This is a genomic window from Spartinivicinus ruber (assembly GCF_011009015.1).
Taxonomy (GTDB): Bacteria; Pseudomonadota; Gammaproteobacteria; order Pseudomonadales; family Zooshikellaceae; genus Spartinivicinus; species Spartinivicinus ruber.
Genome location: NZ_CP048878.1, coordinates 1570184 through 1586101, shown reverse-complemented (window position 1 = coordinate 1586101; position 15918 = coordinate 1570184). Strand labels below are relative to the sequence as shown.

The window sequence follows — 15918 nt, the reverse complement described above, 5'->3', positions numbered from 1 at the left end:
TATTTTATTGGTCATTAGTCACTCACTTATTATACTTCCTGCATATTATGGACAGACCAATACTTTCCTGTATTAAACTATTTTTACAACAGAAAAAAAAGTTTACATTACGATAGTTAAATTTTAGCCAAAAATAAACAAATTGTTACATTATACGCGTCCTACTTTTGTACTAAACAGAAATTGTCTATCAATCGAACATTTATTTGTGAGATTTATCAATACAGACTAATAAGACGGGATGGAGGAGTAAAGTGCTATTATTTCACTATCAAGAAATATGCCTAATAACTCAAATTCAGGAATTCCAACAACCAAACCTGTACTGTATTAGGTAAAAAACATTATTACTAACGGCAAAGAAAAGTTGAGAGATAATACAAATTATAAAACAGACAAAAACAAAGACGTTTTTTCGGATAACAGCCTACCCCTCTAAAAACGCTTTCAGTCCTGTCTGACGATAACCATTGCCATACTTCTGATTCACATAAACAGCCATGAATGAGTTCACTTCAACTATGACAGGGCCATTTGGGGTAATAGCCACATCCCACCCTAAAAATTGTGGGCGTGGTAGGCATGAATGGGCTAATTTCACTGCCTCTATAGCCTCTTGATAAAATGGAATAGTTCTACCTGTTAAATTAATGCCTGAACCTGGATGGCATTCGAAGGCTTCATCTCCATGAACTGAGTAGCCTTTACTTAATTTTCCATCAGCACTAATATGACAGCCAATACCACCAGCTCCCATATTATCAATCATTGAGCCAGCAGTCCCAAACTTCATCATTCCATCTAACAATATAAATTCACCTTTTTCATTAGTGGCAGTAAGAATTCTTGCTGTGTTTACAGACGATGCATTCACTTGTGCCAAGGTTTGATGTTGAACTATCAGTTCTTGAAATACCCAGTCACATTTTGAAAAATATTCATATTGCAAGTCTTTTATGGTTTTATGTTTGCCCGACCGAAGCTTTACCATTTTTGCTTGTTGATCATATTCATCAACAATATCAAATCCATCACCATGTCCTCCAGCCGCAGGTTTGATAACAAATGGGTATGCTATTACCTCTAAAATATCCCTAATCTCTTTATCCACCAAAATCTGTTCATTTAAATGAAATACCGATGATCTTGGCCCCATAAAGCCATAGGTTTTTACATGAGGGATATTATTTGCTTTCCAAACACAAGCTTGAATCCATTTATCAAACTCTACAATACCCGTGCTCCTTGGGTTTACTCGCTTTTCAAAGTTTGAATATTCCCGATAAGTAATTAAATCAGCCGGTATTTTTTGTAACAGTGGGTAAGTAAGGAACTCTTTAAGACCAAACCCTTTAAAATAACAAATAATGAATCGCCACAATACATAGAAAAAGTTCACCCTATTTTGCTTTGAAAAAGCATTCAAGCTTGAGGTGACTTCGAATATTTTTACCACAATCATTTACCTCCAGTCAGAACATTACATCAAAGCTTAAAGTTTCAAGCTATGGGAGGGACATACACATCCCTAACTTTCCTTAACGGTTCGCCCTCCTAGGAAACAAAGATATTTAAAGCGTTTTTGTTCCTGAAAGCCAATCTTATCTGCCATCATGACTGGTATTTTATTTGTTGGCTCAATAGCCTGATAAATATACTTTAACTTGAGATTATTCATTGCATAGAGAATACAAGCATTTAATACCTCTCGATAAAAACCTCTCCCCCTGGCCCTTGGTGATGTATAAACATTATAGATAACTGCCGATCCCTCAGGGTAATGAAAATGTCTTTTAACTAAGGGGAATAAAGAAGTCTTTGCTTCAGGTATTAACCAAGCAAAAGCCAATATTTTCTGATTATCCACAACACCAAACATCAGCTCACCTTTTCTCAAGCGGTGCTGAAAATCTCGCTTTAACTCTCCAACATTTTGCCATTCTTCCCATGCTTCAAGGTATTGTAGATCTTCCTCAAAAAGCTGTCGTGCTGGTAAGACATTCTCAAATCTATTTTTTTCTTTATCTAATACTAATCGGTATACAGCTAACTCATTATGCTGAAAAATCCATGAGAATATAGGTTGCTTTAATACTTTACGAAAAAGTTTGATTCCTGAAAAATAAACTGCTCCCACACGTCCACTTCGAATAAGCTCCCATTTTTGTATCCAAAATAATTTTTTATCACCAGGAAAAAGTAAGTCATGATAAAGTGTTGGGTTAAAGTACAAATAAAAAAAGGATAATGCTGAATTTACCTTTTTCCATGCAGAAAACTCATTGCTTTTCAATACAGATACGACATATCCCAAATCGGCTGGATAATCCCAGCGACATCGAACGGAAGCATATCTTTCAGGTATTTTAGACACTTCACCAAAGTGGCACTCTGCCAAAAATCTGGGAAAGTCTGCACCAGCAAACAACGCTAAATGCATAGCAGCCCAAATGCGTGCATTGACCTCCATAAAGTAAAACTGACCTGTGGTTTCATCCAATCGATATTCCACCATAGCAATTCCTTGCCATTTCAACGCTTTTAGTTTGGAAAGCGCATCTGCTTCCATTTCTGCATGATCAATAACCGATCTAATACTGCCTAATCCACCTGTGTAGGGAGATTCTCGATCACAAATATTCGTTAAGGTTGTAACAACCTCACCCTTCCACATTAAAATATTAACGCCAGCTCCTTTTCCTGGCGCAAATTCCTGAATTAAAATGTGTTTGTGTGTATCTAAAAAAGACTGAACAACATTAATAACCTCTGCATAGGTTTGACATCGCCGAACCTCACTCGCATTTTTAATTGGTTTCTCTCTGGTAATCAAATCGACTTCATCAACTTTCACAAAACAAGGGTATTTAAAACAAGCCAGCTCAGTCTCTGCTATCAACTCTTCCCTACAAGAAATGACTCTCGATTTAGGTAAACTTTGATCAAGCCCACAACTCATAAAGTGCTTGATGGTTTGTGCTTTACTAAAAGCCCTTTTTAGAATTACTTGGTCACAAGGAATGGCAAATAGATGTTTGAAAGAATCCCAATCAGGTAGCAATGCCAGGATTAACGGCTCACAAGGCATCACCAATTCAATACTATTACGATTAATATATTTCGCAAACCAGTCAACAAATCCTGCAGAATGAAATTCTGGCGCAACAGCTACTTCAGATACAAAGTTAGAATAGAACCCTAATGCGCGAGATTGAGAGGAAGCTACAAAAACTTTACAGCCTGCTCTACCAAGTGAACGAATTGCTGCAATATTACCTAATGCTTGTCCAGGCAGTACCAACACTCTTTTACCTGACAACACATTAGGTATATCCTGAAAATCCATATAAAGCTAACCTCGCGTCTAAATTATCTGCTACTACATAATCTATAATAAAGACTGGTTTGTTTGGTTGGGAATTTGTTACTGATGAATTTTAAGTGAATTCAAAGTTTAAACTTTTATTTGAACTGACAAGATGGACCAAAAGCTGTCACAATAAAGCAGCAGAATAAGTCCTAACAAACTTAACAAAAAACTACTTTTAAATTTTTTATTTGCTAAAGCTCTCAATTAATCCAATACACTACTAGCTTTATTAGCTGACATAAATTAATACAGCAAGCACGACACGTAAGTAACTACTTAAGGCGATAGTAATAATGAAGTATATTCGTCATGTCTTACTTTTTTAGGTGTAGAAATAAACAACGAAGGAACTCAGCCTACAGAAGTCCACATTCCTAGCAGAGATTCTATAGGCCATATCAGTTATTACAATAAAGCCTCTTTAAACGCCTTTTCGTCAAAGTGACATTCTAGGTGTTTAACAATTTCCTGAATATCTTTTTCCGCATTATCTAAGCAGCTGGTGCCACCAGGAGAGGGTGTCATGTTGAAGATAATACCCGGTTTAGAGATTTTGGCCTCACCCATCAACAGCTGTTTTTTCTCTTTATCAATCAGCTGAGGTCTAACCCCACCAAAGCCCTTAGCAAAACGTACATCCTTCAGCTCAAGGGAAGGTACAATTTTGCGCGCATCTTTCAAAAACAATCGACGACGCAAGTAAGGCACTTCAAACAAGATATTTTTCAGAATGTAATTGCGAATGTCTTTAACTTTGAATAAATCCCAAAATACTTTAAACACAGCACCATCTAAGCGCAGTACTCTAAAAAACTCTGGAATTGTCTTGTAATTAAAGCGTTCAAGCATCGGCAATAATAAGGCTGTTGGCCCAAACCGGGTTTTACCTGGCACCAGCACATCCGGGTCACCATGAATCGCTGCAAACGGTAGCTTATCGTTTTGAACAGTATAAACCTTGCCATTAAGTACTTTAGGTGTGAAATAGAAGCTACCTGCCATTGGCATGCAAGAGAAGTTCATCCCATAACCCATTTGTTGGGCTAATAATAAACTATGGCCACAAGCACACACGACCACAAAACGGGCTTCAAAGGTGCCTCGGTCAGTCACAACCTGGTGGTTATCACCTATTTTTTTGATTTCTGTTACCTTAGTGCCTAAGCGGATATCAATATCTTTCTCTGTGTCTTCCTGTGTTTGCTTAACAAATGACTTTGACAAAGCAGCAAAATCGATCGCCGTATATTCATCCGTAGCAGCTAATGCAACCACCTCTTCTGGACGGTCAACCCCATTAACTTTAACTACATTAGGCTCAAGTTCAGCTATCGCGTCTTTGTCCAACAGCTTCAGGTTAGGAAACAGCTCTTTAAACACTTCGTAACGCTGGCGTAAAAAGTTGGTTTCCTTTTCGCCAACTCCCAAAACCATTTTGGGGTATTTGAATATTATTTGGTCACGCTCGTCTTCAGGCAGCTTAGATGCATAATTGCGCACCATATCTGCAGCCCGCTTAACAGTAGTTGCCTTTTCTAAGGTGTAATTGGTTTCAATATCACCACAGTGAATAGTTTGACTGTTATTACTGCCTTTAGAGCTAACTTGAGCTAACTCGTGATATTTTTCAACCAGGCAAATGCTCTTTAGGTCAGTAAACTTTGCTAGCTCATACAGTAATGCGGTTCCTGAAACACCACCACCGACAATGAGCACATCGTACGTCTTTACTGTCATAACGGGTATTGCTCTCTAAGGAGTAATAAGGTTAATTAACAACTCTCCTGACGCTGCTTCCCGGTGAATAGTTACTGATAAACCAAAGCAGTTATCAGCAGCCAAAGTCATTAATCCCAGAGCATCGTCAGCGTCTATTTTTCATCCAAGCAATAGCAGTATATACCTGCTTGTTGAGTTCATCCGGCCCAGTTTCCTAGGAATACCTGTCAACTTTGCTACAAAAACTGAGCAAATAACAAGAACAGGCACTTACTAGCTTTCACCAGACCAATACTCACGGGGCAAACATTATAGCTAATTTTTTTAATAATGGGCTGGTATAATTATTTTTTACAAAAATGTTGCCCATAATTTGAAATGATAAATTTAACCTTAGGAACACTTGAGAGCTAAATAGAAAGTTTTTGCCCCAAAATCAAGTTAGCTATCGAGTGCTTCTTACTTCACTAAAGGCTATTGAAAGATTCATCAGTTTCTAAACAATACTGACAAATCTTTAAAATTTTTGAATGTGTTCGCTCTATTTCAGCAGCAACAAGCGTGCTTAGCTCGTAAAATGTAGCCCAACTTGCAAATAGTTTGTGACACCAGTAGTTTACTGATGCTACAAACTTGCAGCCAGGCATGTAACAAAACCCTAGAACCGTCCTGGCTGGGCTTTAAGGGAATCTTTAAGAGGCTATCAACTCATTTCATGCCAGCAACTTCTGCTCACCAAACCTCCAGTCGATCATTATTTGGCAATATGCGCCCAAGGGTGCCTATTGCCTATAAGCTCGCACTGATTCTTACCATCACAGTAACCATTGGCATGGTGATACTTGGTAGCATCATTACTACAAATCAATATCATTTGATGAAAAGCCAAGTTGATGACTTTGGTACAACAATTGTCAACCAGCTTGCTGCTGCTGCTCAAGAACCTGTATTTACAGATGATGTCGTAGGTTTAAAAGTGCTCGCCAATAATCTTAGCAGCGAACCTGACATTAAAGGCGTTGCTATTTTCACTAACACCAGCGACGTATTAGTGAAACAAGGGGTGATTACCTCGGTACCAGTTGATGGTAATAATACAACACTTGAAGCCACTGAACTGTCAGATGGCACCTATCGCCTGGAGTGGAAACAGCGTACCAGTAGACGCAAATACATTGATATGGTCTCTTACATTAGCCCAATTCAATTTCAGGAAGTCGTTGCAGGCTATGCCATGGTCAGCTTTAGCCAAGTAAAGATGTTAGAGGTAGCTCGCTCCTCAGTGAATGGCATTATTCTAGCCACAATTATCCTATCTATCGTTATGAGCTTCATTGCAATTGGTATGGGCAGGCGCTTGTCCCGCCCCATTCATCACTTGATGGATGTAGCAAGTGATGCATTGAATAAAGGTGATTATAAAAATAGTCGTATCAGTGAAGATGAGCTGGGTTTCTTACTAAAAAGTCTTCAGCAACTTGGTCAAGGAATTGACCAGAAGTCTCAGCTCGAAGATGTCTTTGGCAAAGTGATGGCCAAAGACGTTGCTAAGCAAATGTTGAATAAATTGGAAGACGTTGAAATTGGTGGCCACCAAGTTGAGGCCACTGTTATGTTTGTTGATATTGTGGGCTTTACCAGTCTTTCTGAAAAACTCACGCCACCAGCTGTCGCCATGTTTTTAAACGAGTATTTCAGCTACTTTTTCCATTGCGCTAATGCATTTAACGGCATTGTTGACAAGTTTATTGGGGACTGTGCCATGATTGTATTTGGCACTCCCAAAAGTGATCCAGATCATCGCTTTAACGCAGTTGCTTGCGCAGTCACTATCCAACAGCTGGTATTAAAACTCAACCAAGAACGAAAACAAAAAGGGCTGTTTCCCGTTAACGTTCGCATTGGCTTGAATGATGGTACGATGCTGGCTGGCTTTTTAGGGGCAAAGGAGCGCATGGAATATACAGTAATCGGTGATGCTGTAAATATTGCTTCCCGCTTATGTGATAAAGCAAAGGCTGGACAAATCATGATTCCTGCTTCCATTCACGATCATTCATCCGTAAACTCTAAAATCATTTGTCAACATCATGGCAGTTTGTCTGTTAAAGGCAAGTCTGCAACCATTGATACCTACCGGGTAAAAAACTTACGCCCTAAATACCAAGGGGCTGCCAAAAAACTCTTGTATAACATGCTAAAGGGGCTCGCCAACTGATGAAGAAACAGATTGCCAATCGTTGTATTTTAGTTATCAGCCTTTTCATGGCAGGCTGCCAACTAAATAAAGGCGTTCTGTTACCTTCAGTTTCTATTCCTCCTGCAAAGCTCGCGCAAATGAATGATGTTGAAGAGCTCAAAGAAAAAGCCGAACAAGCTGTTCAACAGCAACAATGGAGTGAGGCACTAGCTTATTATGAACGGGCAAAAAACTTACAACCTGACGACTCAGCACTACAAGCAGCTTACCAAAATACCCTGAATCAACGGAATATTCACGTTACCAAACTACAAAACCGCCTTTTCTTATTACAAGCTTCCGTATTGAGTGAAGAAATTAAACTACTACAAGGTATGGCTGCTGCAGACCCAAATAACCCGACGGTACGAGCTAAGTTACAGCAGTCAATGAAAAAGCAAGGAGAGTTACATCGTTTCTTAGTTGAGTGCGCAGAAGCAGCTATTTCAGTCGCACGCCCGCGACGGGGTAAAGAATGCCTGGAATTGGCTAATAAATTACCCTATAAAAGCGCCGACACAGAGCACTTAGCGCTTATCAGCAACACTCTGGATGAGCTAGCTAAAACTCAAAAAAATACCAAGTCAACAAACCTTCAAAAAACGAAAACAACACTTGAAAACAGTTCAAGTCCACTCGTTACCAATAGTCAAACTTTAAGCAGTTTGAGCAACCCCAAACTACTGGCACTAAAAAAAGTTAAACGAATTGAGCTATCTGAAAAGTTTAATGAAGCTGTCCAGCATCAGCAGTTTAAAGAAGCACAACAACTGCTAACAGAAATCCAACAAACACAACCCTTCTACCGTACACGCAAGCAGCACAATCAACTTAAACAAGCCATTAATCAATATGTAAAAAAACAAACCCAGAAAGGGATTGAGCTATATAGCACAGGAGACCCTGAAGGTGCACTTGCTATCTGGCAGCCGCTGACAGAACTCATGCCCAATGACGAAGAGCTAAACAACCATATCAGTAGGGCAAAGCGCTTTATTAGCAAGCTCAATCAGCTGCAAGAAAACGAAAGCACTAACAGTAGCCCAACTAAAACGCAATAGCTCTGTCTATAGATATTAAATACCTTTAGAAATGTAAAAGATCTTAATTTCTAGAGGTATTAATAAGCCTTTTTGAACTGATAGGTTAAAATAAAGCCCAAGCTCTGTAGTGAATTTCTAGCAACAATGAGTCTATGATGATAAAAAAAATTGTCCATACTGCCTTATTATCAACACTTATCATAACCAGTGGCTGTGCCTTAAGCCCACAGCAAGTTGAGGTTTCACCTCAAGTCACACTACCCGTTAAAGTGCCTGTGGTGAAAAACACAGTCAATGTATCTGTTGTTGATGACCGTTTAAGTAAAGTTTTAGGAACTCGTGGTGGTATATACGATAAAACCAGCACATTAACCATCAAAAATGATATTACCCTAGCAGTAAAGCACGCTGTTGAGCAAGCTCTACTAAAAATGGAAATGCAGCTTGATCCAAATAACCCAGCAGTTCGTTTTACCGTCTACATTGATAAAATTGATTACAACACCCCCGCACAAAACTATGTAACAGAAGTTAATATTGACGCTGTTGCCCGAGCAGAGGTTAAATTTGGAGACCGCGTTTACCATGGTCGTTATCAGTCCACAGCCAAACACAAAGTGGTAAAAGCCCCTTCAGAAACTAAAAATGAAGAAATCGTCAACGGTATTGTTAATAACGTATTAGACCGGATGTTTAGTGATCAGGCATTAATCAAGTTCCTGAGATCGGGTTAAGTTGGTTACACCTAAAAAGCAAATTGCACTTTTTATTTTCAAGATACCCATCAAAAATGCCCATAAACTGGGCATTTTTGTATTCTGCTTTAATAAAACTACTTATTGATCCAACTGCGGGTAATTATCCCATGGCTGACTCACCCAGTCAGCTAATACACTCACCCATTGTTCATGGTCATTTAAACAAGGGATTAAGGTTAACGACTCCCCTCCTGCTTCAATAAACATCTCTTTACCCTGAATACCAATTTCTTCTAAGGTTTCCAAGCAATCCGCTACAAATGATGGGCATATAACCAACAGTCGTTTCACCCCCTTTTGAGCCAGCTCTACAAGCTGATCACAGGTATAAGGAGTTAGCCATTTATCTCGTCCAAGCCGAGATTGAAAAGCCACTGAATACTGCTCTTTCCCTAAGCCTAATTTATTAGCTAATAATTCAGCTGTTTTATACACTTGAGCCCGATAGCAGGTTTGGTGAGCTTGATGAGGCTGCTGACAGCAATCTGGTTTGGCTAAACAGTAGCTACCTGTAGGATCATCTTTATGCAGGTGTCGTTCAGGTAAACCATGATAACTAAATAGTAGGTGACCAAAATCCTCATTAAGGAAAGGTTTCGTTACTCCTTCCAACGCTGAAATATACTGCTCATCATCAAAAAACACAGGCAAATGCCTGATATTAAGGCTTAAGTGATGTTTTTTCAGCACATACTTAGCTTGTTCCAGGCAAGTTTTTACTGTAGACATCGCATAATGGGGATAAAGAGGCACCAGTAGCAGTTCATCTACACCTGCTTTAGCGAGTTGCAAAATGGCTTTTTCCATCGCTGGTTCACCATAGCGCATAGCAAAATGCACAGGGGCATCAACCTGTAACGCCAATTTATCCGTCAAACGCTGGGTTAACACCACCAGTGGAGAACCTTCAGACCACCAAATGCTCTTATAAGCTTCTGCTGACTGCTTTGGTCGCGAAGGCAACACCAAGCAATTAACAATCAACCACCGCAGCCAACCAGGTAAATCAATTACATAAGGATCCATTAGAAACTGATTCAGATATTGTCTAACATCCCTTTCCTCAGGCGAAGCCGGCGAGCCCAAGTTGACCAATAATACAGCTTGGTTTTTCATCGAATGTTGTACCTTAGAGGCTATTTATTAACTGGTGCTTGACTAGCAGGTGCGTTGCTTTTAGCCAAAAATCGGAATATCACATATCCCCAGACGGCAGACACAACCGAACCTAGTAAAATACCAATTCGATCTGTTGTTAAATAATCAGGGCCAGCATGCTCAAAAGCCAACGTACCAATAAACAAACTCATGGTAAAACCAACGCCACATAGCACAGCTAATGCATAAAGCTGTAACCAGCTGGCATGAGTAGGTAATTTACCCATCCCTAGCTTTATTGCTATAGCAGAAAATAAAAATACCCCTACTTGCTTACCAATAAATAAACCAGCAATAACCCCTAAAGGCACTGGGTTGCCAATTAACTTCACATCCTCCAATGATAAACCAACACCGGCATTAGCAAAGGCAAAAATGGGTAAAATAGCATAAGCCACCCAGTGGTGAAGTTCATGCTCAACCACTTTGAGTGGTGAGTGCCCAGGTCTCTTCTGGCATTCCATGGGAATAGTAAATGCCAGTAGAACCCCTGCAAGTGTGGCATGTACTCCTGACTTCAGTACACAGATCCACATAATAATACCAACCACTATATAGGGAGTTATTTTACTGACTTTAAATCGATTGAGCGCTACCAGCACAACAAAACAAATCCCAGCTAAAGAGGCAGACGTAACAGACAAACCTGCCGTATAAAACAAGGCAATGATGATGATTGCACCCAAGTCATCAATAATTGCTAAAGCCATTAAAAATACTTTGAGTGATGGTGGAACCCGACTCCCCAATAAAGCCAAAATACCTAGTGCGAAAGCAATGTCTGTTGCTGTAGGAATCGCCCACCCTTGTATTGCGGTGCTATCCCCCCAGTTAAACCAACAGTAGACCAGTGCAGGAACAACCATTCCCCCCAAAGCTGCCACTGCAGGCAGGGCAATTTTGGCAGGACTTGCTAACTCACCTGCAATAAACTCCCGCTTTACTTCTAGGCCAATTAATAAGAAGAATACCGCCATTAAACCATCATTAATCCACAACAATAGCGGTTTATCTATTTCCAGCGCACCAACCTTGACACCAACAGGAACAGATAAAAACAAGTCATAAAGACCGACAAGAGGTGTATTTGCAAAAACCAATGCCAGTGCAGTAGCAATCATTAATAAAATTCCACTGGCTGATTCTTTCTTTAAAAAGTCTTTAATATCGTCTGATAGTTTAAAATGCATTTAGTCTAGTTACCTATTAAAACCTTAGGAAAAATATCTAATACTGCACATGATAAGCAAGGGTGCAACACTAAGCAGTAGGTGTAGTATCAGAATGTACCAGTTTCCGCTGAATAAATTAAATATACTAATTTAATCCAAGTAATTTACAGAATCTTTTAGAATTGAGAAAAAACCTCTCAATCAAGCCTCAAAGTGTCACTATAGCTGAGCACTAACAAGGCTTTGCACAAATGGGACAGGCTGGATCTGCGGCCATTTTAATGGATCTAAACTCCATTGTTTTACCATCAACCAACAATAATGTTCCCAACAGTGGCTGACCGATATTTGCAATCACTTTTATTGATTCCACCGCTTGGATAGTGCCAACTAACCCAACTAGAGGTCCCAACACTCCCGTTTCAGCACAACGCAACTGGTCTTCACCTTCAGGAGAATACAGACAACGATAGCAGGGGGAATTGTGCTGTCGACTATCAAATACGGTGACTTGCCCTTGAAAACCAATTGCTGCACCTGACACCAGTGGTCGTTTTACCTGAACACATGCCGTATTAATCGCAAACCGTACAGCAAAATTATCGGTTGCATCAATTACTAGATCAGCTTCAGTTATCCATTGCGGCAGGTTGTCCTGGCTAGCTTTTGCAACAATAGGCGTTAATACGCAGTCAGAATTCATTCCACTTAAGGTTTCAGCCAGCGCTTCTGCTTTAGGTTTACCAACAGACGCTTGGTTATAGGCAATTTGCCGCTGTAAGTTCGTCAACTCAACCTGGTCAAAGTCCATTAACAACAGTTCACCCACTCCAGCCGCCGCTAAATACATCGCAACCGGACAACCTAGCCCACCAAGCCCCACTATTAATACTTTAGCTGCTTTAAGTAATTGCTGACCTTCGATATCCAGCTCTGGTAGCATAATATGACGGCTATAACGCAATAGTTCCTGGTCGGTTAGCGTTTTACCTGTTGTCGATACCATGTGAGTTCTATCCGTAAAAATGATGGTTAGCGCATTCAATAGTAATGAGAATATAATTCTCCTGTCACCTTGAAAACCCTATCTATTAGGACAAGCTCGGCGAGCAAAAGTAATTCGATCGTTTTGTCCCAGATCTTGCTGACATTGAATATCCTGGTAACTGAGTCCAGATAAAATTTCTGCAACAGCTGTCGCCTGATCATAGCCATGCTCAAAAAACAGATAGCCACCAGGTTTTAAATAATTAAGAGCACCTTGGGCTATTTCGATAATAGCAGCTAACCCCTGCTGTTCTGCTACCAATGCAGACTTCGGCTCAAACCGAACATCTCCTTGCTGTAAGTGTGGGTCATTTGCAGGAATATAAGGAGGGTTGCTTACGATCAAGTCAAATGGCTCAGCGTTTTCTGGCAAGGCTTCAAACCAATTTCCGGTAAAGAACTGAGCATTATTTAAACCTAATCGCTTACCATTTCGTGTTGCCAGCTCAGCCGCCTCAGACAACAAATCAACCCCGATTACTTGCCAATTTGACCTCTCATAGGCTAAAGCCAATGCAATCGCACCAGTGCCCGTACCCAAGTCAATCACACGTAACGGTTGATTTGCATCAGCAACCGCCAACACCTGCTCCACCAATACTTCAGTATCAGGGCGAGGTATAAGGGTGGTTTCACTGACTTCCAGATCAAACTGCCAAAAGCCACGGGTTCCAACAATATAGGCAACTGGTTTGCCTGTTAAGCGCTGAACTAAGTACTCGTCAAACGTCGTTTGCTGTTCAGCTGTGAGTTGTTGATCCGGCCAGGTAAATAAATAGCTACGAGGTTTTTGCAGCACATTACAAAGCAGCTGCTCTACATCTTCCTGGGGGGATGGGCTGACACCAGCCAGCTGAGAGATAGCCAGCCGTAGCAGCTCATTAATAGACTTCATTAGTTAACCATTACTCTTCTGACATTTTGGCTAACAATTCTGCCTGATACTCTTGAATCAGAGGGTTAATCACCGGGCTGACATCCCCTTCCATCACTTCAGGCAGTTTATATAAGGTCAAGTTAATCCGATGATCAGTGACCCGGCCCTGAGGGTAGTTATACGTTCTGATTCGTTCAGAGCGATCACCACTACCCACCAAACTCTTCCGTTGATCAGCTACCTGTTGCTGAGCGGCATCTTGTGCTGCTGAGTTTAACTTTGCAGCTAACAAAGACATCGCCTTCGCCCGGTTTTTATGCTGAGAACGCTCATCTTGACACTCCACCACAATACCTGTTGGCAAATGAGTGATCCGAATGGCAGAGTCCGTTTTGTTTACATGCTGTCCACCTGCACCAGAAGCCCGATAAGTATCAATACGCAGATCGGCTTTATTAATTGCAATATCTTCCACTTCATCCGGTTCAGGCATAATGGCAACAGTACAAGCAGAAGTGTGGATACGGCCTTGAGATTCAGTTTCAGGTACACGCTGCACCCGGTGAGCACCCGACTCAAATTTTAATTTACCGTAAACTCCGTCACCCACAACCCGACTGATGATTTCTTTAAAACCACCATGCTCCCCCTCATTAGCACTGACAACTTCTACCTTCCAGCTACACCGCTCAGCATAACGGGAGTACATTCGGAATAAATCACCAGCAAAAATTGCCGCTTCATCACCCCCTGTTCCGGCACGAATTTCTAAAAAGATGTTGTGAGAATCGTTGGGGTCTTTTGGCAGCAATAAGGTTTGCAGCTCCAAGTCAAGCGATTCAATAGTTTCATTGGCTGTAGCAATTTCATCTTCCGCCATGATTTTCATTTCTGGGTCATCACCCACTAGCCACTGCTCAGCTTCAGCGCGATCTTCTTTAGCCTGTTGATAACGAGCAAAGGTTTTTACTACTGGCTCAATCTCAGCGTATTCCTTGGAAAATTTACGAAACTTGTCTTGGTCAGTGATGACTTCAGCATCACTTAACAATGCAGCCAGCTCTTCATAACGCTCAGTTAGGTTTTCTAATTTCGCTAATATTGATGGTTTCATGACTTCTTATCAGTTAATTGATCAAGCTCAAAAAGCTGTTTTGCCCACTCGACTCGCTCTAGCTGGCCTGCCGCACCCGCCTGCTTAATTTGAACACTGGGGCCATGCAATAGTTTATTAGTCACAGCTTTAGCAAATCGAGCTAACACTTGTTCTGGATCGGCCCCATTTGCCAGTTTTTTTCTAGCTTTAGCTAGTTCTTCCTGGCTAAGCAGCTCTGCTTTAGTACGAAACTGCTTGAGTACTTCCACTGCGGTTAACTCTCTCATTCGGCTCATAAAAGCAGCAGAACCATTAAGTACCAGGTTTTCTGCCTCTACAGCTGCTGTTTGACGGTTTTTTAAATTCTCTTCAATGACTTCTCTTAAGTCATCAACGGTATATAAATAAACATCAGCCAAACTGCCAACTTGTGGCTCAATATCTCGTGGTACCGCAATATCAACCATAAAAATAGGTCGGTGTTTTCGTAACTTAAGTGCTCGCTCTACAGCTCCTTTACCTAAAACTGGAAGCTGACTAGCTGTAGATGCAATAACTATATCGGCATAGGGCAGTAAGTCAGGTAAATTACTCAGGCTAGCTGATGATGCTTGAGTAAACTGATTTGCTAATAATTCTGCATTGGCCAACGTTCGGTTAGCTATGGTCAATCCTGCAATGCCAGCCTCAGACAAATGCCGAGCAACCAGTTCAATCGTTTCGCCTGCACCAATTAACAAAGCTTGGCTTTGGCTAATATCACCGAAAATCTGGCGTGCTAATGCTACCGCAGCATAGGCGACAGATACAGGGCTTTCACCAATAGCGGTTTGACTACGTACTTGTTTGGCAGTAGCAAAGGTACTTTCAAACCACCGGCTTAAACTAGAGCCAACAGTGCCTGCCTCTTGTGCTTGCACATAGGCTGCCTTCAACTGTCCTAAAATTTGCGGCTCACCTAGCACCATTGAATCCAATCCACTAGCGACCCGCATCATGTGCTGAATAGCTGATTCATCCCAATACTGATAACTAGCACCAGCAATATCAGCAGGCGCCAACTGTTGATAATCAGCCCACCAGTCAAGCAATGACTGCTCATGGTCTGATGTTATTTCACAGTAAATCTCAGTACGATTGCATGTAGAAAGAATGGCGACCTCATTAACCGATGCAAGCTGCTGAATACTTTGCAGAGCATCTGCTAGGTGTTCAGGGGCAAAAGCCACTTTCTCTCGAAAAGCGACTGAGGCGGTCTGATGATTTATGCCAAGCGCAAGAAACCCCATAATCAAACTATCAATATCACCATTACTATCAGCAGGCTGGAGCAATACACTATCTACATCCAATAATGTTACTCCCCTTCAAACAGGCTGGGAATTTTCCTACTAATACAGCTTAAGTGCAAATATCCCTTTAATAGTTAAAATTTATCC

The 15918-nt window shown here is 40.9% G+C and carries 12 protein-coding genes; 3 read left to right on the top strand and 9 right to left on the bottom strand.

The window, feature by feature from the left end; all coding sequences use genetic code 11:
* Window positions 1–427: 427 nt before the first annotated feature.
* The 3 genes from G4Y78_RS07645 to G4Y78_RS07635 all read right to left on the bottom strand — a co-directional run bounded on the left by G4Y78_RS07645 (window position 428) and on the right by G4Y78_RS07635 (window position 5107).
* Entirely contained in the window at window positions 428–1456 is a 1029-nt protein-coding gene (locus tag G4Y78_RS07645; RefSeq protein ID WP_163832467.1) for a sugar-transfer associated ATP-grasp domain-containing protein, read from the bottom strand.
* Between the two features lie 72 nt (window positions 1457–1528).
* Window positions 1529–3346, bottom strand: coding sequence for a GNAT family N-acetyltransferase (locus tag G4Y78_RS07640; RefSeq protein WP_163832466.1), 1818 nt, complete (start codon window positions 3344–3346; stop codon window positions 1529–1531).
* A 429-nt stretch (window positions 3347–3775) separates the two neighbouring features.
* Complete coding sequence (locus G4Y78_RS07635) at window positions 3776–5107, bottom strand: FAD-dependent oxidoreductase (protein WP_163832465.1); 1332 nt, start codon at window positions 5105–5107, stop codon at window positions 3776–3778.
* 697 nt (window positions 5108–5804) lie between these two features.
* Between G4Y78_RS07635 and G4Y78_RS07630 the strand changes: the two genes are divergently transcribed.
* The 3 genes from G4Y78_RS07630 to G4Y78_RS07620 all read left to right on the top strand — a co-directional run bounded on the left by G4Y78_RS07630 (window position 5805) and on the right by G4Y78_RS07620 (window position 9105).
* Window positions 5805–7307, top strand: a complete 1503-nt coding sequence (locus G4Y78_RS07630) for an adenylate/guanylate cyclase domain-containing protein (protein WP_163832464.1) — start codon at window positions 5805–5807, stop codon at window positions 7305–7307.
* Window positions 7307–8389: a hypothetical protein gene (locus tag G4Y78_RS07625; protein WP_163832463.1), complete on the top strand. Its 1083-nt coding sequence runs from the start codon at window positions 7307–7309 to the stop codon at window positions 8387–8389. Before G4Y78_RS07630 ends, G4Y78_RS07625 begins: the two co-directional genes overlap by 1 nt.
* A gap of 134 nt (window positions 8390–8523) precedes the next feature.
* On the top strand, window positions 8524–9105 hold the full coding sequence (locus G4Y78_RS07620; protein WP_163832462.1) for a YajG family lipoprotein: 582 nt from the start codon (window positions 8524–8526) through the stop codon (window positions 9103–9105).
* Between the two features lie 102 nt (window positions 9106–9207).
* Here the strand turns inward: G4Y78_RS07620 and hemH are convergent, their stop codons facing one another.
* The 6 genes from hemH to hemA form a co-directional block, all read right to left on the bottom strand.
* Window positions 9208–10245, bottom strand: a complete 1038-nt coding sequence (hemH, locus tag G4Y78_RS07615; protein WP_163832461.1) for a ferrochelatase — start codon at window positions 10243–10245, stop codon at window positions 9208–9210.
* Between the two features lie 20 nt (window positions 10246–10265).
* Window positions 10266–11477: a Na+/H+ antiporter NhaA gene (gene nhaA, locus G4Y78_RS07610; RefSeq protein ID WP_163832460.1), complete on the bottom strand. Its 1212-nt coding sequence runs from the start codon at window positions 11475–11477 to the stop codon at window positions 10266–10268.
* Window positions 11478–11691: 214 nt separating this feature from the next.
* Window positions 11692–12465 (bottom strand): HesA/MoeB/ThiF family protein, encoded by a 774-nt coding sequence (locus G4Y78_RS07605; RefSeq protein ID WP_163832459.1) that lies wholly within the window; start codon window positions 12463–12465, stop codon window positions 11692–11694.
* Window positions 12466–12543: 78 nt separating this feature from the next.
* On the bottom strand, window positions 12544–13401 hold the full coding sequence (gene prmC, locus G4Y78_RS07600; protein WP_163832458.1) for a peptide chain release factor N(5)-glutamine methyltransferase: 858 nt from the start codon (window positions 13399–13401) through the stop codon (window positions 12544–12546).
* 10 nt (window positions 13402–13411) lie between these two features.
* Complete coding sequence (gene prfA, locus G4Y78_RS07595) at window positions 13412–14497, bottom strand: peptide chain release factor 1 (protein WP_163832457.1); 1086 nt, start codon at window positions 14495–14497, stop codon at window positions 13412–13414.
* Window positions 14494–15831, bottom strand: a complete 1338-nt coding sequence (hemA, locus tag G4Y78_RS07590; RefSeq protein ID WP_329604952.1) for a glutamyl-tRNA reductase — start codon at window positions 15829–15831, stop codon at window positions 14494–14496. Before hemA ends, prfA begins: the two co-directional genes overlap by 4 nt.
* Window positions 15832–15918 lie beyond the last annotated feature (87 nt).